The sequence below is a fragment of the Actinoplanes sp. CA-252034 genome, from assembly GCF_050956125.1.
In the GTDB taxonomy this organism is placed as follows: Bacteria; Actinomycetota; Actinomycetes; order Mycobacteriales; family Micromonosporaceae; genus Actinoplanes.
The window spans coordinates 3,442,987-3,461,064 of the sequence record NZ_CP191846.1 but is presented as its reverse complement, the minus strand read 5'-3'; the positions used below and the strand labels follow the sequence as shown (position 1 = coordinate 3,461,064).

General features: G+C 69.4%; 15 protein-coding genes and 1 pseudogene. 6 read left to right on the top strand and 10 right to left on the bottom strand.

Features of this window, described 5'->3' with window-relative positions; translation table 11 throughout:
* Position 1: 1 nt before the first annotated feature.
* Complete coding sequence (locus ACQPZW_RS15515; RefSeq protein ID WP_433795578.1) at positions 2–544, bottom strand: TetR/AcrR family transcriptional regulator; 543 nt, start codon at positions 542–544, stop codon at positions 2–4.
* Positions 545–691: 147 nt separating this feature from the next.
* On the opposite strand from ACQPZW_RS15515, the pseudogene ACQPZW_RS15510 reads away from it, so the two are divergent.
* Positions 692–1,998 (top strand): annotated as a pseudogene (locus ACQPZW_RS15510) (MFS transporter).
* A gap of 338 nt (positions 1,999–2,336) precedes the next feature.
* On the opposite strand, the gene ACQPZW_RS15505 reads toward ACQPZW_RS15510, so the two are convergent.
* Positions 2,337–3,869: a LamG domain-containing protein gene (locus tag ACQPZW_RS15505; protein ID WP_433795577.1), complete on the bottom strand. Its 1,533-nt coding sequence runs from the start codon at positions 3,867–3,869 to the stop codon at positions 2,337–2,339.
* 383 nt (positions 3,870–4,252) lie between these two features.
* On the opposite strand from ACQPZW_RS15505, the gene ACQPZW_RS15500 reads away from it, so the two are divergent.
* Positions 4,253–4,693: a hypothetical protein gene (locus ACQPZW_RS15500; protein WP_433795576.1), complete on the top strand. Its 441-nt coding sequence runs from the start codon at positions 4,253–4,255 to the stop codon at positions 4,691–4,693.
* Between the two features lie 46 nt (positions 4,694–4,739).
* Here the strand turns inward: ACQPZW_RS15500 and ACQPZW_RS15495 are convergent, their stop codons facing one another.
* Entirely contained in the window at positions 4,740–5,396 is a 657-nt protein-coding gene (locus tag ACQPZW_RS15495; RefSeq protein ID WP_433795575.1) for a DUF4360 domain-containing protein, read from the bottom strand.
* 361 nt (positions 5,397–5,757) lie between these two features.
* Between ACQPZW_RS15495 and ACQPZW_RS15490 the strand changes: the two genes are divergently transcribed.
* Together ACQPZW_RS15490 and ACQPZW_RS15485 are read left to right on the top strand one after the other, a co-directional pair.
* A complete protein-coding gene (locus tag ACQPZW_RS15490) occupies positions 5,758–6,375 on the top strand; it encodes a DUF4360 domain-containing protein (RefSeq protein ID WP_433795574.1) in 618 nt (205 codons plus the stop codon).
* Between the two features lie 79 nt (positions 6,376–6,454).
* Entirely contained in the window at positions 6,455–7,225 is a 771-nt protein-coding gene (locus ACQPZW_RS15485; protein WP_433795573.1) for an LLM class F420-dependent oxidoreductase, read from the top strand.
* Between the two features lie 103 nt (positions 7,226–7,328).
* Here the strand turns inward: ACQPZW_RS15485 and ACQPZW_RS15480 are convergent, their stop codons facing one another.
* Both ACQPZW_RS15480 and ACQPZW_RS15475 read right to left on the bottom strand, forming a co-directional pair.
* Positions 7,329–8,594: an iron-containing alcohol dehydrogenase gene (locus tag ACQPZW_RS15480; protein WP_433795572.1), complete on the bottom strand. Its 1,266-nt coding sequence runs from the start codon at positions 8,592–8,594 to the stop codon at positions 7,329–7,331.
* 49 nt (positions 8,595–8,643) lie between these two features.
* On the bottom strand, positions 8,644–10,104 hold the full coding sequence (locus tag ACQPZW_RS15475) for an NAD-dependent succinate-semialdehyde dehydrogenase (RefSeq protein WP_433795571.1): 1,461 nt from the start codon (positions 10,102–10,104) through the stop codon (positions 8,644–8,646).
* Positions 10,105–10,364: 260 nt separating this feature from the next.
* Between ACQPZW_RS15475 and ACQPZW_RS15470 the strand changes: the two genes are divergently transcribed.
* Positions 10,365–11,522, top strand: a complete 1,158-nt coding sequence (locus ACQPZW_RS15470; RefSeq protein ID WP_433795570.1) for an RNA-guided endonuclease InsQ/TnpB family protein — start codon at positions 10,365–10,367, stop codon at positions 11,520–11,522.
* 52 nt (positions 11,523–11,574) lie between these two features.
* On the opposite strand, the gene ACQPZW_RS15465 is transcribed toward ACQPZW_RS15470, so the two are convergent.
* Genes ACQPZW_RS15465 through ACQPZW_RS15445 form a run of 5 tightly spaced genes read right to left on the bottom strand, consistent with a single transcriptional unit; the run spans position 11,575 to position 16,943 of the window.
* Positions 11,575–12,651, bottom strand: coding sequence for an ABC transporter ATP-binding protein (locus ACQPZW_RS15465; protein WP_433795569.1), 1,077 nt, complete (start codon positions 12,649–12,651; stop codon positions 11,575–11,577).
* A complete protein-coding gene (locus tag ACQPZW_RS15460; RefSeq protein WP_433795568.1) occupies positions 12,651–13,718 on the bottom strand; it encodes an ABC transporter ATP-binding protein in 1,068 nt (355 codons plus the stop codon). The genes ACQPZW_RS15465 and ACQPZW_RS15460 overlap by 1 nt, the downstream gene beginning before the upstream one ends.
* Complete coding sequence (locus ACQPZW_RS15455) at positions 13,718–14,632, bottom strand: carbohydrate ABC transporter permease (protein ID WP_433795567.1); 915 nt, start codon at positions 14,630–14,632, stop codon at positions 13,718–13,720. Before ACQPZW_RS15455 ends, ACQPZW_RS15460 begins: the two co-directional genes overlap by 1 nt.
* Positions 14,632–15,531 carry a carbohydrate ABC transporter permease gene (locus tag ACQPZW_RS15450; RefSeq protein ID WP_433795566.1) on the bottom strand — a complete coding sequence of 300 codons (900 nt, stop codon included), beginning with the start codon at positions 15,529–15,531 and terminating at the stop codon, positions 14,632–14,634. Before ACQPZW_RS15450 ends, ACQPZW_RS15455 begins: the two co-directional genes overlap by 1 nt.
* A 47-nt stretch (positions 15,532–15,578) precedes the next feature.
* Positions 15,579–16,943 (bottom strand): ABC transporter substrate-binding protein, encoded by a 1,365-nt coding sequence (locus tag ACQPZW_RS15445; protein WP_433795565.1) that lies wholly within the window; start codon positions 16,941–16,943, stop codon positions 15,579–15,581.
* A 327-nt stretch (positions 16,944–17,270) separates the two neighbouring features.
* Between ACQPZW_RS15445 and ACQPZW_RS15440 the strand changes: the two genes are divergently transcribed.
* The gene (locus ACQPZW_RS15440; RefSeq protein WP_433795564.1) at positions 17,271–18,014 is read left to right on the top strand and encodes a GntR family transcriptional regulator; all 744 of its coding nucleotides are present in this window, start codon (positions 17,271–17,273) and stop codon (positions 18,012–18,014) included.
* The last annotated feature ends 64 nt before the right edge of the window (positions 18,015–18,078 follow it).

The following is an 18,078-nucleotide window of genomic DNA, read 5'->3' as shown; positions in this document are numbered from 1 at the left end:
CCTACCGCGGGAGGGTGCCGAGCAGCTCGGCCATCCACGGCTGGACCGGGACCGCGTCCGGGCCGAGCACCCGCATCGCGCCGAGCACCGTGATCAGCATGCCGCTGGCGAAGAAGTCGCGGGTCTCCTCGGCCGACGCGCCCGTCAGCTCGCGGACCAGTGTGAACTGCTCGCCGTAACACTGGCGGACGGCGTCGCCGAGGCCCGGGTCGGAGGCGGCGGCGAACCCGTGCAGCAGCACGACGAGCAGGTCTCGCTCGGCGAGCAGCTGCTTGTAGGCCTTGCCCAGCCCGCTCAGGGTCGGGTCCTCGGCGGCGGCGTCACGCCAGATCTGCTGCACCCGCTCGCCGGCGTGGCGCACGGTGGCGAGGAACAACTCCTGCTTCGAGCCGAAGATGCGGATCACATAGGGCTGTGAAACGCCGGCGATCCTGGCCACCTGATCGGTCGTCGTCCCTGCATAACCGCCCTGCGCGAAGGCGGTGACAGCAGCCTCCACCAGCTGTGCGTGGCGTTCCTGAGCGGTGAGACGGGTCCGGACCATGTTGACAGGTTATCAGTCGATGCTTACGTTCTTAGTTATCAGTCGATAACAACTACGGGGAGCGTCACCGTGACCACCGTTGCCGGAACAACCACGAGAACGCGCCCGTTCGGGCTGGTGATCGCCGCCGTCGGCATCCCGGCCTTCATGGGCGCCCTGGACAACCTGGTCGTCAGCACCGCGCTGCCGGTCATCCGCACCGAGCTCGGGGCGTCGATCGCCGACCTGCAGTGGTTCGTCAACGCGTACACCCTGCCGTTTGCCGCCTTCCTTCTCACCGCGGCCGCTCTCGGCGACCGGATCGGCCGCCGACGGATGTATCTGTTCGGCATCGCCGTGTTCACCGCCGCCTCGGCGGCGGCCGCCCTGGCTACCGAGCCGTGGCAGCTCACCGCGGCCCGCGCCGTGCAGGGCATCGGCGGCGCCGCCATCGCACCCCTGTCACTGACGCTGCTGGCCGCCGCCGTCCCGACCGGCTGCGCAACGCCGCGGTCGGCATCTGGGGCGGCATCACCGGCCTCGGTGTGGCGCTCGGCCCGGTGATCGGCGGCGCGGTCGTCGACGGCCTCACGTGGAACTGGATCTTCTGGGTCAACGTGCCGATCGGCGTCGGCGCGCTGATCCTTGCCGCGGTCGTGCTCGACGAGTCCCGCGGCGGCGCGCGCCGGCTCGACCCGCTGGGCCTGCTGCTGTCGTCGAGCGGCATGCTGCTGCTGATCTGGGGCATCGTCGACGGCCCGGACCGCGGCTGGACCTCCGGCCGGGTGCCGGTCATGCTGGCCGCCGGCGCCGCCCTGATCGTGGCGTTCCTGGTCTGGCAGTCGCGCAACTCCGCGCCGATGCTGCCCCTGAGCCTGTTCCGCTCGCGGTCGTTCAGCCTGGTCAACGTGGTGACGCTGACCTTCTCGGCGGGCGCGTTCGGCTCGGTGTTCCTGCTCGCCCAGTTCTTCCAGGTGGTCCAGGGGCTCACCCCATTGGAGTCCGGGCTGCGGACCCTGCCGTGGACGGCCGCGCCGATGGTGGTGGCGCCGCTGGCCGGGATCTTCGGGGCCCGGCTCGGACTGCGGAACCTGGTCGTCGCCGGGCAGCTGCTCCTGGCCGCCGGCATCCTGTGGATCGGGCTGGCCACCTCGACCGACGCGAGCTACGGCGACTTCGTGGGCGCGTTCCTGCTGGCCGGCGTCGGCATGGGGCTGACCTTCGCGCCGATCAGCACGATCACCCTGGCCAGCGTCACCGAGCAGCAGCGCGGGGTGGCCTCGGGCGCCAACAACACGATCCGCGAGTTCGGGGTGGCGGCCGGGGTGGCCGTGCTCTCCTCGATCTTCAGCAGCTACGGCGGGTTCGCCGACGGGCAGGACTTCGTGGACGGCGTGGTGCCCGCGGTGCTGGCCGGCGCGGCGGTCCTGGCCGTCGGCGCCGCGGTGGCGACCCTGCTGCCCCGCGAGATCTGAAACATCCTGTTGCGTACACGCAACATGGCTGCAACGATGACCTTCGATTCTGCGCCGCCCCGGCAGCGCGTGACCCCCGGCGCCGTCCTCGCCGGACCGGGTCACGCCCCGCTCTCCGATCGACCGGGCGACACGGGACCGTGAAAGTGAGCAGCGTGTGCCGGCCCTCCGACCGGCACACGCCTCGCGCCCCGGCGGTCTGTCTGCCGTCCACAACGGCCGCCGGGGCTCTTCTCCCCACGATCCGATCTCCTTCGCGCTGCGGCTTCTTCCGCGGCCCGATCTTTCCGACAGCGCCGCTTTCCCCGCGGACCTATCTCCTTCGCGGTCCGGCGGACTCAGCCGATCTGGATCCAGACGTCGTCCAGGGTTCCGTGGAACTGGTCGTTGTTCTGGCCGACGCCCTTACCGCCGATCGTGAACGGCTCCTCCGACTCCACCGAGAGCGTCGGCGGGACGGCCACCGCCGACTCGAGGCGGTCGTCGACCAGGATCGCCAGCGTGGGGCCGGTGCGGCGGCACTCAAGGGAGTGCCACTCCCCGTCGGCCACGGAGGTACGGCTGCGCGCCACGTACACCGTGGTCCCGCTCTTGTCGCTCATCCCGCAGCTGGGTTTGCCGGAGAGCCCGTCGACCTGCAGTTTGTACTGTCCGCCGGCCTTCGAGTAGCCCTTCTGCAGGATGTTCTCGCCCCGGCCGGTCTCCTCGGGCGCAAGGAGCACGCCCGCCCCGTACCGGATCGGCTCGTTGCCGGGGTTGAGGTCGGCGGCGTCGCCGGTCTGCAGGACCAGGCGGGGGCACTCGCCGCCCGCGCATTTGGCCGGGAAGGCCAGGGCCTGGCCGTTGCCGTTCGGGACCATCCGCGGCACGCCGCCGTGGCGGGCGACCGTGCGCAGCAGGTGCCCGCGCCCGGACCCGTCGTCGAAGGTGCCGTCGGCGATCGTGCTGTCGAAGTTGTACGCGGCGACGGGGCCGGCGACGGGGCCTGCGGCGGAGGCCGACTCGGTGCGCGGCTCGACCCCGTTGAACTCGACGTACCGTTTCCGGCTCACCCCGCCGACGAGGGTGAAGTCGCCGACCGCGCTGATCGACCCGAGGCGGGGGCTGGCCGCGAGCTGCCTGGTGCCGGCGACGCCGTTGGCCTGGGGCGCCCATTCGAGCAGGTTGCCCTCCCGGTCGACGGCGGCGAGCTTGCCCCGGACCACCGAGCCGTCGGTGCAGAGGCCGCGGGCTCCGTTGTTGGTGGTGGTGCACGCCTTGTCGAAGTGCCCACCCACGTAGACGGTGTCGTCGAGCAGGGTGACCGCCTGCGCGTCGCCGTCGAAGACACGGGTCCAGCGGGTCTGCCCGTCACGGGTGTACGACACGGCCCGCCCGCCCTTGCCACCGAGCGCCGCGTACACCCCGTCGGCGTGGGCCGCAAGCGCGAAGACCTGCGACACGGGCTTCGGCAGGAACGTCTCGTCGAGCACGCCGGTGGCCGGGTCGACGGCGGCGAGCCGCAGCGTCGAGCGCGCGTTGTTGGTCTTGTGGAAGCTTCCCCCGAGGTAGACCCGTTCGTCGGTGACGGCGAGCGCGTTCACGGCGTCGTCGGTGGTCGGTGCCCACGCGTCGAGCGCGCCGCTCTCGGTGGAGAACGCCGCCAGGTTGCTGCGCGGCTGCCCGTCCACCGCCGTGATCCGCCCGCCGAGGTAGATGCGCCCGTGCCCGGCGGCTACGGCGTTCGGCTGCCCGGCCACGGTGTGCTTGAGCGAGGTCACCGTGCCGTCGGCGGCGGCGATGCCGGCGACGGCGTCCCGGGCCTCGCCGTTGACCGTGTCGAAGTCGCCGGCCGCGTAGACGATCCCCTCGTCGACGGCGAGGGCCCGCACGTTGGCGTCGGCCGCCGGCTCCCAGTCACGCAGCTCGCCGGTGCGCGCGTCGAACGCGGCGAGCCTGGTCCGCCGCTGGGCGGTGCCACCGGCCGAGGCGGAGGTGAAGTCGCCGCCGACATAGACGGTGTCGCCGGCGTAGGCGACGGCGTAGACGGGGCCGTTGAACGAGGGGTGACGGACGGCTGCGAGGAGACGATCTCCGCGAAGGCCGTGCCACCGGCGGCGACGAGAACCGTCGCCACGCCGGTGATCATCACGCGACGCAGCACCTTTTTACCGGTTTTGGGGATGTTTGCCACGTAGGTAGCTAACTTCCGAGATCGGCAAAAGTCGCGGCGGGCACTATGCTCCGGCGTACGCCATCGAAGGAGGGGAATGCAGTGCCGCATCGTCGCCGCACCGCCGTCGCCACCGCCCTGCTCGTGGCCTCGGCCGCGCTCGCGGCCGGATGCGACGGGATCGAGATCGAGATCCCGGCCGGATCCCTGCCCGCCCCGGTGAGCATCGCCCCGATCCCGTCGGCGTCGGCCGGGCAGCCGGAATATGTGTGCACCGCCGTCTACAAGGTCCTCACCGAGGGTGCCGTCCGGCTGGCCGAGCACACCGTCAACGACGACGCCGAGGGCCTGAAGCGCACCTTCGCCGACATGGCCGGCCAGATCGCGGCCGCCGGCGACCGGAGCACCGACGCCGCCCAGCGCGCCGCGGCCGGCGGGATCGCCGACACGCTGAGCGCCGCCTCCCGGGGGACGGACCCGAAGGCGTTCCTGAACGGCGAGTTCACCACGATCGGCCGGCGGCTCGACGGCACCTGCACGTGACCGGTGGTGGTGGCGAACGTTGCGGATTCGCCACCACCGCTCCGCGTTACTTCGCGTTGCACCGCATCCAGGTGAAGTGGTAAATCGTCTCGATGCTGCCGTCGGTGGAGTCCATCGTCAGGTAGCTGACGTCGGTCGACGTGCCCTTGGTGACCCGCAGCTCGGTGTTGATGTTGAGGTTGCGCTGCTCGCCACAGGGCCGGAAGACCTGCGACGCGATCGGCACCGAGTCCGTGGCGATCCAGTTGTCGTCCAGCGGCGCGGCGATCGCGTGGTTGGCGTAGCTGCCGGTCGTCATGCCCTGGAAGTAGTAGTTCGCCCGCTGCTGCGCCACCGCGCCGCGCTGCAGGTATCCGTATCCTCGGTAGTCCACCTTGGCGATCGCGAAGGTGAAGCCGGCCGGCGCGTGGACCAGCACGTTGAGCTGGCAGTTCTTACGGTTCTCGGTGACCGGTACGCTCGGGCCCGCCTGCGCCAGGTAGGCGCTGTAGATCGCGGTGAAGGCCGAGTTGTCGGGCGAGATGGCGACGTCGGCGGTGCCCGGCGCACAGCCCGAACCGGCCATCGCGACCAGCTCGATGGACATCTCGCCGGCCGGCGGCGGGTCGACGATGACGATGATCGCGGACGCCGGCGTGGCGCCGAGCAGCGTGGACGCGAGAAGCGCCAGCGCCACTGTGGCACGGGTTAACAACCTTTTCATGTTCACCCCTTCGGGGTCGGGAACGGACGGGCTCAAGCTATTGATGCATGTCAATAGAAGTCAACAGCCGTACACCTCGCAGAGGCTCCTATTGATGCCCATCGATAAAGAGGAGTGCGAGGCATCAACCTGGCAAAACAGTGCAAAATAGAACACGCTTTAAGCGAAATAAGTAGATTTGACCGGCGGTTGGACCTGCAGCAATGCAACTTGCACGGTTGCGTGGAGATCAATAAGTAATTCATCCTTGTAAATGCAAGAGAGCCACCACTACGGTGGTCGCGGATGCGATGACCGCCGTTCTGGAATGATTCCAGAGTTTCCATACAGTGGCACCCACCCGTTCCCCGGAAGGAAGTCCATGAAGAAAAGCAACCGCGTGATGGCGGCCGTGCTGACCACGGCCCTGGCCATTCCGCTCGCCGCCGCCCCCGCCCACGCCGCGGCGCCGGCCATCACCGTCGAGGTGATCGCCGCCAACGGCTCGGGCTGCGCCCCCGGCACCGCCTCGGTCGTCGGCAACAACGACAGCACCGGATTCCGGGTCAGGTACCGGGACTTCGTCGCCGAGGCCGGCGGTGGCGCCGCCATCATCGACCGCCGCAAGAACTGCCAGCTCGGCGTCCTGGTCACCATCCCCGACGGCTGGACCATCGCGATCGCCTCCGCCAACTACCGCGGCAAGGCCGTCCTCCGCTCCGGCGCCACCGCCCTGCAGCGCACCAGCTACTACTGGCAGGGCGCCTCCGCCACCGAGCGCAAGGACGTGACGTTCACCGGCCCCCTGAACGGTCTCTGGACCACGTGGGACGTCGCGCCCGTGCTCACCTACGCCGAATGCGGCTCGCAGAGCGTCCTCAACGTCAACACCGAGCTGCGGATCGACGCCGGCGCCTCCACCGCCACCAGCACGATGTCGATGAACGCCACCGACGGCGACGTCGACACCCTCTTCAACTTCAGCCTGGCCTCCTGCTGACGACGGCCCGCTCACCCGGCTGGCCGGTCGCCAGCCGGGTCCGCCACCATCGGCGTCGCCGGCACGTAGGCTCGGAAGCATGATCGCTAGGCCGGTTCGCATCGGGCTGCAACTGCAGCCGCAACACATGGACTACGCCACCATCCGCCGCACCGCCTCCGAGGCCGAAGACCTCGGCCTCGACGTGCTGTTCAACTGGGACCACTTCTACCCGCTGAGCGGCGAGCCGGACGGTCTGCACTTCGAGTGCTGGACCATGCTCGCCGCCTGGGCCGAGTCCACCTCACGCGTCGAGATCGGCGCCCTGGTCTCCTGCAACAGCTACCGCAACCCCGAACTGCTCGCCGACATGGCCCGCACCGTCGATCACATCAGTGAAGGCCGCCTGATCCTCGGTATCGGGTCCGGCTGGTTCGAGCGCGACTACACCGAATACGGCTACGAGTTCGGCACCGCCGGCGGCCGCCTCGACGACCTGGCCACAGCCCTCCCCCGCATCGAATCCCGCTGGGAGAAGCTCAACCCGAAGCCGACCCGCGACATCCCCGTCCTGATCGGTGGTGGCGGCGAGAAGAAGACCCTGCGCCTGACGGCCAAACACGCGACCATCTGGCACAGCTTCTCCGACACCGAGACCCTCGAACGCAAACTCGGCATCCTGCGCGACCACTGCAAGGACGTCGGCCGCGACCCCAGCGAGATCGAGATCTCCGTGATGGGCAAAACCGAAGATCGCGACAAGATGTACGAGCTGGGCGCCCGCCTCTTCACCATCCACACCGGCGGCCCGACACCGGACCTCACCGACCTCCGCGAGTTCCTCGCCTGGCGCGACAAACTCAACGCGTAGCGATTGCGGCAGGGGGCCTGGTCGTGATGCGGATCTGCCTCCTGCCCCATCGGTCCGCACGCCACTCGGCGAACGAGCGGGCATCACACGAATCTGCGATGCGTCATGCCCCCGCCGGAGGAGGGGCGGTCACGGGACCCTGATCGAAGTCAGGACGTTTGTGTCTCCGGTCGCCGGTCCAGGCGGCTTCGAGGATCGCGGTCAGGCTGGCGGTGTCGGTCGGGCCCGGATGGTTCTGGATCAGGCGGGTGACACCACCGGCCATCTCCGCGAAGCGGGGGAGGTCGGCGCGGGCCACGCCGATGTCGGCAAGGGTGGCGGGGATGCCGATGTCGGCCAGGAACTCGTCGAGCCAGGTGAGGAAGGCGTCCGCGGCATCGGCGTCCGACGCGCCGGACACGTCGAGCCCGCACACCCGGGCCAGGGTGGCCAGCCGGTCGCCGACGGCATCCCGGGCCGCGTCGAGCGCGTAGGGCAGCAGCAGTCCGACACCCAGGCCGTGCGGCGTGTGCGTCGCCGCGCCGATCGGATACTGGAGGGCGTGCGGGGCCGCGTTGCCGGCGTGGGAGAAGGCGATCCCGGCGAGCATGGCCCCGAAGGACATGTCGGCGCGCGCGTCCTTGTCGCCGCCGTCCCGGACGGCTCGGCGCAGGCTGCGGGCGATCCGTTCGGCGGCCAGGAGAGCGTAGTGGTCGGTGACCTGGTTGCGGCCGAGGAAGACCTGCTCCACCGGGTCGCGCGGTCCGTGGGGCCGGGGCCGCGCGGTGTAGCTCTCCACCGCGTGGCAGAACGCGTCGATGCCGGAGTGGGCGGTGACCGTCGGGGGGCAGGTGTAGGTGAGCTCCGGGTCGACGATGGCGAAGTCGGGCACGATGTGGACGCTCGAGACCCCCACCTTCAGCGCGCGATCGGGGTCGGTCAGCACCGAGACGGGGGTGAGCTCGGAGCCGGTGCCGGACGTCGTCGGGACCGCGACGAGGGGAATCGTCGGCCCGGGCACCTTCGACTCGCCGTAATAGTCGCTCGGTGTCCCGCCGTGGCGCCGGATCACGCCGACGATCTTGGCGAGGTCGATCACCGTGCCGCCGCCGATGGCCAGGATCACGTCGGCGCCCACTGCGGTGGCCGCCGAGACGGCCAAGGCGACGTCGCTGAGCGGCACGTCGGGAGTCGCGTCGGGGAAGACCTCGACGGCCCGCACCCTGTCCCGGACGGCGGCTACGATCTCGGCCACGGCCGGCTGCCCCAGAAGGGTCCGGTCGGTCACGATGAGGACCCGCGATCCGCTCTCGGCCACCAGACGCGGGATGTTCTGCGCGACGCCTTCGCCCACTATCAGCTGGCGTGGCCCGCGGACGGTCTCAAGCATGTCGATGCCTCTCTGGAGCGTCGGCGGTCGTGGAGGACCAGCGGGCCGGTCACGGTAGGTCGATCGCCGCGTAGGTGAGGTCGAGGTATTCGAGAATGCCCTCGTGTGAGCCCTCCTTGCCGATCCCGGACTGTTTCACGCCGCCGAACGGAGCGGACGGATCCGATATCAGGCCACGGTTCACACCGAGCATTCCCGTTTCCAGCCCCTCGGCGAACCGGAGCGCCCGCTGCAGGTCCCGGGTGAAGACGTAGCCCGCCAGGCCGTACTCGGTGGCGTTGGCCTTGGCCATCACCTCGTCGTCGGAGGTGAACGAGACGATCGGTGCCACCGGGCCGAAAATCTCCTCCGTCATCATCCGCGCGTCCTCGGGCACGTCGACGATGACCGTGGGCGGGTAGAAGTAGCCCGGCCCGTCCGGACGCCGGCCGCCCACCACGATCCGGGCGCCGCGATCGACCGCATCGGCGACGAGCTCGTCGATCCTGGCGACCGAGGGCTCGTCGATCAACGCCCCGACGTCTACGCCGTCGTCGAGTCCGTGACCCACCGAAAGCGCCGCCATCCGCTCGGCGAAGCGTGCCGTGAACTCCGCGCGCACCGGCTCCTCGACGTAGATCCGGTTGGCCGCGATGCAGGACTCCCCGATGTTGCGCATCTTGGCCACCATGGCTCCGTCGACCGCGACGTCCAGGTCAGCGTCGGCACACACGATCAGGGCAGCGTTCCCGCCCAGTTCCATCGAGGTGCGCAACACGTTGTCGGCGGCCAGCCGGAGCAGCCCGCGCCCGACCTCGGTCGACCCGGTGAACGAGAGCTTGCGGGTCCGGCCGTCGCGGAGCAGGGCCGAGACCACCTCGCCGGCCCGCTTGGTGGTCACCACGTTGACCACACCCGGGGGAACACCGGCCTCCTGCATGATGCGCGCCAGCAACAGCATGGTGAGAGGCGTCAGCGCGGCCGGTTTGGTGATCGTGGTGCAGCCCGCGGCCAGCGCGGGAGCGATCTTGCGGGCGCCCATGGCCAGCGGAAAGTTCCAGGGCGTCACGAACACGCACGGTCCCACCGGCTTCGGCACGGTGAGGACGCGATAGCCGCCTCCGGGAGCGGTGCCGTAACGCCCTTCGACGCGGACCGCCTCCTCGGCGAACCAACGGAAGAACTCGGCGCCGTACGCCACCTCGGTCCTCGCCTCGGCGAGCGGCTTGCCCATCTCGAGCGTGATCAGGCGGGCGACCTCCTCGGACCGCTCGATCAGAGCCCGGTAGGTCGCGGTCAGCAACTCCGACCGTTTCCGCGGCGGGGTCGCCGCCCAGTCCGCCCTCGCCCTGCTCGCCGCGTCCAGGGCGGCGAGCCCGTCGGCCACGCCGGCGTCCGCCACCTCGGCGATGACCTTGCCGGTGGCCGGGTCCTCGACGGCGAAGGTCGCTCCGCTCGCGGCACCGCGCCAGGCGTCGCCGATCCGGAGCAGCCGGTGCTCGGGGGCCAGGACGTTCATCGGGTTACTCATGGAAACTCCCGTGGAAGCCCCCGGCCTCAGCCGTGGGGAGGGATTGGATTTCCTGCGGAGCAGGTCAGGGATAGCCCATCCGCCGTCAACGCGGAGGGGCGTCTGGTCAGACGTTGCGCGGGTTCCCGACGTACCTCGTGAGGTTCTCCAAGTCTGGGATCTGGCTTTCGGTGGCTTCTGCTGCAGGACCCGTGACGAGTGGCCGTTGACTCACTCGCCTGGTTTGCAAGAGCCAAGATGTCGTCTGTAAAGTGGTCGGTGTGGTCGAGACGGTGCGTTACACCTACCGCCTGCGGCCCGGCCGCATCGCGCAGGCCGCGCTTCTCGCCGAGTGGAACCGCTGCCGCTGGCTGTGGAACGAAGCCGTCCACCAGCAGAAATCGGGGAAGAAGCCGACGTTCGGCAGGCTGTCGAAGATGCTGACCGAGGCCCGTGCCCGGCTCGCGTGGCTGCGGCAGGGTTCGCAGAACGCGCAGCAGCAGACCCTGCGCACCTACGGCACCGCGCTGAACGCCTCGTTCACCATCAAGAACCGGGGCCGCCCCCGGATCAAACGCCGGAAGACCGCGCTGCCGACCCTGGAGTTCACCACCAACGGCTTTGCCGTCGAGGGCGGCCGCCTGCGGCTGCCTAAGGGCTTCACCATCCCGGTCGTCTGGTCCCGTGAGCTGCCGTCGGATCCCACGTCCGTGCGGGTCTACCAGGACAATCTCGGTCACTGGTACGCGTCGTTCGTCGTCACCCGCGACACCGCCGCCGCACCGGATCCGGACCTGCCCGGTATCGGCGTGGACTGGGGCGTGACGACCACTGCCACCACAACGAACCCGGCGTTCGACCTGCCGCACCTCGGACACCGCCGCCGCTGCGCCGCCGAACTGGCCAAGGCCCAGCGCAGGATGGCCCGCCGCCGGCCGAAAGGCCAGCCGGTGTCCAACGGCTACCTGGCCGCGAAACGGCAGGCCGCACGCACCGCCAAGAAAGCCGCCCGGCAGAACACCCACGACGCCCGCGTCTGGGCCAAGAAGGTGGTCGACCACCACCGCCTGATCGCCGTGGAGGACTTCAAACCCGCGTTTCTGGCCAAGAGCCGCAACATGGCCCGCAAGTCCGCCGACGCGTCTATCGGCGCATGCAAGGCCGAACTGATCGAGCGTGGCAAGCGGGCGGGCCGGAGGGTGGTGCTGGTGCCGCCCGCATACACCACGATGACCTGTTCCGCGTGTGACGAGAGAGCCAATCGCCGCCTCGGACTGGGTGTACGAGTCTTCGAGTGCCCGGCCTGCGGCTTCACGGCAGGCCGAGACCTCAACGCCGCGAGGACGATCCTCGTCACGGCCGAACGCAACCGTGCCAGTGCCGACGACGTAAGACATCAGATCGCCTCCCTCCAGGACGGTGAAACTGATGCAGTCTGAGCTGGAAAATCCCCCGGATTCATCTGTGGGGATGCCGTTAACGCGTGGGTCCTCACCGGGTGGCCGCGGACAGCGACTGCCCGGTGCTCGCATCGAACAGGTGCGCACGATCCAGGTCGACCGTGACGAGCAACCGCTCGCCCGGGGTGCCGCTGATCGTGGGTCGTGCCTTCACCTTGAGGAGGTCCGTCCCCACCCGGACGTCGACCACCGTTCGGTCACCGAGCGGCTCGAGCCCGTAGAGCTCCCCGGGCAGCGAGGCGTCGCCCCGCCGCTCGACGGACAGGTCCTCCGAGCGCAGCCCCAGCAGCAGCGGGCGCCCGTCCTCGGCCGTGGTCCAACCAGGCCGCGGCAGCGACCAGCCCGCCGCACCGATCAGGCGGTCTCCTTCGGCTCGGCAGGCGAGCAGGCTGATCGGCGGGCTCCCGACGAATCCGGCGACCCACTGGTTGGCCGGCCGCTCGTACACCTCCGCCGGTGTCCCGACCTGCTGCACCCGCCCTGCCTTGAGGACCGCGACCTGGTCGGCCATGGACAGCGCCTCGACCTGGTCGTTGGTCACGTAGACGAAGGTGGCTCCGAGACTGCGATGGATGCGGGTGAGCTCGGTGCGCATCTCGACGCGCAGTTTGAGGTCGAGGTTGGTCAGCGGCTCGTCCATGAGAAACGCGCGCGGGCTGCGGACCAGCGCCCGGGCCAGAGCGACCCGTTGCATCTCACCGCCCGACAACTGCGCGGGACGGCGCTGCAGCAGGCGCTCGATGTGCAGCAGGCCCGAGATCCGTTCGACGGCCGCTGCGATCTCGCTCGAGGGGCGCCTGCGTGCTCGCAACGGCGAAGCGATGTTCTCGTACGCCGTGTGCCGCGGATAGAGAGCGTAGTTCTGGAAGACCATGGCCAGGTCGCGGTCGGCCGGGGCGTCGCCGGTCGCGTCCCGGCCGTCCAGACGCACCGATCCGGCGTCCAGCTTCGTAAGGCCCGCGATCGCTCGCAGGGTGGTCGTCTTGCCCGCCCCGGACGGCCCGAGCACGACGAAGAACGAGCCGTCAGGCACGTCCAGCGTCACCCCGTCCAGAGCCTGGACCTTGCCGAAGGACTTGCTCAGCCCCTCCGCCGTCACGGTTCCCATCAGGCCACCAGGCTTTCCGTACGCACGTCGTAGACCGCGGGGGTGGCGCCGGTGTGCCGCAGACCGACCCGGGTATCGGTGGCGAACCGGACCGTGGGAGCCATCCGGACCCGGACGTCGCGCTGACCGCCGTGGTCGACCACGTAGATGATCTCGTCGCCCAGCCACTCCGCCGAGACCACGCGGGCCGGGATCGAGCGGTCCGCCCCGGGCGCCGTGACCTCCAGCGCCTCCGGCCGGACCCCGGCGACCAGGCCCCGGTCGCGCGGCAGGCCCGGCGGGGGCGTGAGGTCGAGCCCGCCCTGGCTGCGCAGCTTCCCGTCGGCCACCTCCACGTCCATGAGGTTCATCGGCGGGGAGCCGATGAAGGCGGCGCAGAAGAGACTCGCCGGACGGTCGTAGACCTCCAGCGGCGTGCCGATCTGCTCGACGCGGCCCCTGTTGAGGATGGCGATCCGGTGACCGAGCGACATCGCCTCGACCTGGTCGTGGGTGACGTAGACCATCGTCGTCCCCAGTTCGCCCTGCAGGTGCTTGATCTCCGTACGCATGTCCGCCCTCAGCTCCGCGTCCAGGTTGGTGAGCGGCTCGTCCATGAGGAAGGCGCGCGGTCGCCGTACCAGGGCGCGAGCGAGCGCGACGCGCTGCTGCTCGCCGCCGGACAGCCGGCGCGGTCGCCGATCCAGCAGCGGACCGAGTCGCATCAGCCGGGCCGCCTCGTCGACCCGTGCGCGTACCTCGGCCTTGGGAAGCCCTTCGGCCCGCAGGGGGAACGCCAGGTTGTCGCGGGTGCGCAGATGGGGGTAGAGGGCGTAGAACTGGAACACCATGGCGATGTCGCGCTCGGCCGGCGGCAGGTCGTTGACCAGCGTGGTGCCGATGCGTATGTCGCCGGTGGTCTGCCGCTCCAGGCCGGCTATGGCCCGCAGCGTGGTCGTCTTGCCGCAGCCCGACGGGCCGAGCATCACGAACAGCTCGCCGTCGCCGATGGACAGGTCCACGTGCTCCACCGCGATCGTCCCGTCCGGGTAGCGCTTGTGCAGCGCGGTCACCTCGATGCCGGCCATCAGCGTCGCACCGCCCCGAGCGTCACACCGGCGACGAGATGCCTGCGCACCAGGTAGGCGAAGACGAGCACCGGCAGAGCGAACACCACGGAGGAGGCGGCCACCAGGCCCCAGTCCACGGTGGTGCCGCCGATCAGGCCGGCGATGGCCGGTGGGGCCGTCCGGACGTCGTCGCTGGAGGTGAGGAAGATGGCGAACACGAACTCGTTCCAGGAGAAGATGAGGGCGAACACCGCCGTCGCGGCGATGCCGGGCACGAGCAGCGGCAGGGTGAACTTCCGGAACGCCTGCAGGCGGGTGTAGCCGTCGAGCATGGCGGCGTCCTCGTACTCCGCGGGCACCTCGTCGACGAACCCCTTGATCATCCAGATGGTGAACGGCAGGTTGAAGGCGGTGTAGATGAGGATCAGGCCGAGCGGGGTGTCGATGAGCCCGGCCTGGCGGTACATGAGGAAGATCGGGATCACGACCACCACGGGCGGCATGAAGCGGGTGGACAGGATGAAGAACAGCTGGTCCTTCTTGGCCTTCAGCGCGAAGCGTGAGTAGGCCCAGGCCGCCGGGACGCCCAGCAGCGTGGCCAGCACGGTGGAGACGCCGGCGACCAGGACCGAGTTGAAAAACGCGACGGACAGCGCCGACCGGCCGCCGCCGGGGGCGACGAAGACGTCCTGGTAATGGGCCAGGGTGACCTGGAAGTCGAGGAACTTGGCCGGTACGGCGTAGACGTCGCGGTTCTCCTTGATGGACGTCTCGATCATCCACAGCACCGGGAAGAGCATCACGACGGCCAGCACGCTCAGCAGCGCGATCTCGAGCGCCGAGCGGCCCCGTCCGCCTCCGATGCGACGCGCGGGTGGCGTGCGGTCCCGGGCAGGACTCGTGGGCACGGCCTCGTTCACGGAGACGGCCATCAGTCCTCCTTGAGCTTGTTCAGGTAGCGCAGGTAGAGCTGCGTGAGGACGATGACGACGAGGACCATGAGGATTCCGTACGCCGACGCGGTCCCGGTGTTGAAGCCGAGGAACGCGACCTTGTACACGTGGAACGACAGCGTCTCGGTGGAGACCCCCGGGCCTCCGCTGGTCAGGATGTAGACGAGGTCGAACAGCCGGAATGCCTCGATGGACCGGAACAGCACGGCGATGAGCAGCAGCGGCCACACCAGCGGCAGCGTGATGGTGCGGAACCGGAACCACTCGGACGCCCGGTCGATCGAGGCGGCCTCGTACAGGTACTTGGGCACCGCGGTCAGGCCGGCCAGGGCGATGAGCATGATGAACGGTGTCCATTGCCAGGTGTCGACCACGATCAGCGAGAACAGCGCCGTGCGCTGCCGGGTGAGCCACTCCACCTGTCCCAGGCCGAGCGAGCCGAGCATGCTGTTGACCACGCCGAACTGCGCGTCGAGCATGAATCGCCAGAACAGGCCGACCACCACCGGCGACAGCATCATCGGTACCAGGAACAGCGTGGTCAGCAGGCCTCGCCCGTGCGTTCGCCGGGAGATCAGGTAGGCGATGGTGAAACCGAGCACGGTCTGCAGGGCGACCGCACCGACCACGTAGATCAACGTCGTCACGGCCCTGAGGTGGACCTGCGCCGAGGTCAGGACCGCGGTGTAGTTCTCGAACCAGACGAAGGTGCCGGACCCCCCGCGAGTGGCGGAGTAGTCGGTGAAGGACAGGTACAACGCCCACAGCAGCGGGAACACCGACATGGCGAGCAACAGCAGCAACGCCGGGGCGATGAAGGCCACGGCGAGCTTGCGGTCGCTCGACCGGCGGGACCGGCCCCGGGCGGGCGGCGTCACGGACGCCACCTGCCCGGGGCGGTCGGTCGTCAGAGGAACGGCGTCACTCACAGTCCGCCGCCGCCCTTCTTGCCGCTGGAGTCGAGCACGGCCTGCTGCTCCTTGGCGATGTCGTTGAGCGCGTCGCTCGGCTTCTTCGCGCCGTTGAGAGCCGCGTTCACTCCCGTGTTCTCGATGTCGACGAGCCGTGCGTACTGGGGCACGTTCCACATGTCCCGCATGCGCGGAACCGAGTCGGCGTACACCTTGTTGAACGGGCCGGCGTTGAGGAACTCGGGTGACTGGATGGCGTCCGTCCGCGAGGGCACGCCGCCCGCCGCGGCCCACTTCTTCTGGACGTCGGCCTGCTCGAACCACTTCATGAAGTTCAGGGCCTCGGCCTGGTTCGCCGCCGGCGAGTAGGCCGACACGTGCATTCCCATGCCGCCGAGAGGCACCAGGTCCGTCTTCTGCTTCGGCAGGGTGGCGAAGCCGAGCTTGCCGAGGATCTCCTCCTTCGACTTGCCGAGCGTCGACTGCTTCGGGTCGAGCAGGCCGCCGCTCGCGGCGATCCAGTTGAACGCGATGCAGGCCTTGCCCTGGGCGACCGCCGCGTTCACCTCGTCGATGAACCAGTTGCCGGAGCCCTTGGCGGTCAGCGGCTTCATCTTGTTGACCAGAACGTCCATCGCCTCCTGGCCGGCCGCGTCGTTGAGGACGCCCTCGATCTTCTTCGTCTTGGCGTCCCACAGGTTGCCGCCGTAGACGCCGTTGACCGTGTTGTAGGTGACGGCCGCGGCGTCGGAGCCGTTGGCCTGGTGGAAGGCCAGCCCGCTGACGCCCGGGTTGTCCGTCTGGCACTTCTGGGCCGCTGCGAGCATCTCGTCCCAGGTCTGCGGCGCCTGGTCGCCGATCAGGTCCTTGCGGTAGATCATCGTCCAGGTGTCGCCGAGCAGCGGCAGCCCGTACAGGCTGGCGTTCTCGTCGCGCTTACCGGTCTCGGCCTGGGGGAACTGGCCATAGGCGGCCAGCAGGTACGGGTCGTAGGCGTTGACGTCGATGTTGTTCTTGACGAAGTCGGTGAGGTCGAGGATGTTGCCGTTGGTCACCGCCTCGCCGATGTGCTGCGAGTCCAGGATCGCGATGTCGAAGTCGGTCTTCCGTGCGGCGAACTGGGTGAACATGGCGTCGTGCCAGTTCGCGTTCGGGACGGTGTTGACCTTGATGGTCGCGTTCGGGCGTACCTTCCTGTACTCCTCGTTCGCGAACTTCTCCAGCGCCTGGGCAGGCGGCCACTCGAACCAGACGAAACTGAGGGTCAGCGGGTCCCGGGTGAGCTCGGGGATGGTCGCGGGCGCCTTGGGCGCGCTCACCTGCGTGGCGCCGTCCTGACTGCCGCCGCAAGCCGTCATCGCGGCGCCGACCAGTAGCATGGCCGCCGCTACCAACTGTACCTTTTGAGCAGGTCGTCCTATTCGCCGTAAGGATCGCATCTGTTGCCTGCTTTCTGAGGTGGTGACTTCTATAACCTCGCCAGGTGCTTCGTTGCGTTTCGCGGGTGCCGGGTCAGGGAGGAGCGGTGCCCGGCTTCACCGGTGTCACCCCGGGGCCGGTGACACGAGTGCGCCTCGATGTACTGGGTGGCGGGATGACGATCATCCGCTACTTTTCCTATACGATCCGGCCGAGGGCGTCAGAATGCCGCAGCGTTGTTACTGATGTCAACGGGGTCGAAGATGCAGGAAGGACCTCATGTCGCGATGGACGACGAAGCGATGACCTCGCTGGACCGAAACGGCACGGGCGGCGCCATGCCGCCGGGCCGGTCTCGTGGCCGGCTGGCTGACGAGGTCTACGACACCCTGCTCGGCCAGCTGATGTCGCTACGGATCGAGCCCGGCTCCCGCGTCACGATCGACGTCCTGGCGCGTGAGCTGGGGGTCTCGCAGACGCCGATCCGGGATGCTCTCAACCGCATGGAGGCCGAGGGCCTGGTCGTGCGGGTGCCGCACGCCGGCTACCGCATCCCCCCGCAGATCACCCGGCACCGCTTCGAGGACATGCTCGAGGTTCGCCTGCTTCTCGAGCCCGCCGCAGCGCGCCGGTCAGCCGAGCGGGCGACGCTTGAGCAGGTGAGCGGCCTGCGGCGGATGCTGGCCGAGATGGAGGCACTGACGGGGGGCACCGGGCCGACGGCCTACGGCGCATTCGGTCTGCGCGACGCCGCCTTCCACGATCTCGTCGCCCTGAGCGCGGAGAACGACGTCATCCGGGAGGCGCTCGCTCGCCTGCACAGCCACGTGCACCTCTTCCGTCTGCACCGCGATGCCCGGGTGACCCACCTGGCCATGGCGGAGCACGAGCAGATCGTGGCCGCGATCGCGGCGCGGGACCCCGACGCCGCCGCCTACGCGATGCGCCGGCACATCCTGCGCTCCGGCGAGCGTTTCCGGCGGATCTTCGACGAGGTCGAGGACGTGAGCGCCATGACGGCAGAGGGTTGACGGGCGGATCGCCCCGGGGAATGCTGACCGAAAGAAATCGGATCCGATCGGATCCTCTCAGCCG

Bases quoted from the DNA above. Each gene is read 5' to 3' on its own strand.
- ACQPZW_RS15465 (WP_433795569.1), bottom strand. From the start codon at position 12,651: ATGGGAACCGTGACGGCGGAGGGGCTGAGCAAGTCCTTCGGCAAGGTC.
- ACQPZW_RS15490 (WP_433795574.1), top strand. From the start codon at position 5,758: ATGAAGAAAAGCAACCGCGTGATGGCGGCCGTGCTGACCACGGCCCTG.
- ACQPZW_RS15440 (WP_433795564.1), top strand. From the start codon at position 17,271: ATGGACGACGAAGCGATGACCTCGCTGGACCGAAACGGCACGGGCGGC.
- ACQPZW_RS15475 (WP_433795571.1), bottom strand. From the start codon at position 10,104: ATGAGTAACCCGATGAACGTCCTGGCCCCCGAGCACCGGCTGCTCCGG.
- ACQPZW_RS15460 (WP_433795568.1), bottom strand. From the start codon at position 13,718: ATGGCCGGCATCGAGGTGACCGCGCTGCACAAGCGCTACCCGGACGGG.
- ACQPZW_RS15455 (WP_433795567.1), bottom strand. From the start codon at position 14,632: ATGGCCGTCTCCGTGAACGAGGCCGTGCCCACGAGTCCTGCCCGGGAC.
- ACQPZW_RS15495 (WP_433795575.1), bottom strand. From the start codon at position 5,396: ATGAAAAGGTTGTTAACCCGTGCCACAGTGGCGCTGGCGCTTCTCGCG.
- ACQPZW_RS15445 (WP_433795565.1), bottom strand. From the start codon at position 16,943: ATGCTACTGGTCGGCGCCGCGATGACGGCTTGCGGCGGCAGTCAGGAC.
- ACQPZW_RS15480 (WP_433795572.1), bottom strand. From the start codon at position 8,594: ATGCTTGAGACCGTCCGCGGGCCACGCCAGCTGATAGTGGGCGAAGGC.
- ACQPZW_RS15485 (WP_433795573.1), top strand. From the start codon at position 6,455: ATGATCGCTAGGCCGGTTCGCATCGGGCTGCAACTGCAGCCGCAACAC.
- ACQPZW_RS15515 (WP_433795578.1), bottom strand. From the start codon at position 544: ATGGTCCGGACCCGTCTCACCGCTCAGGAACGCCACGCACAGCTGGTG.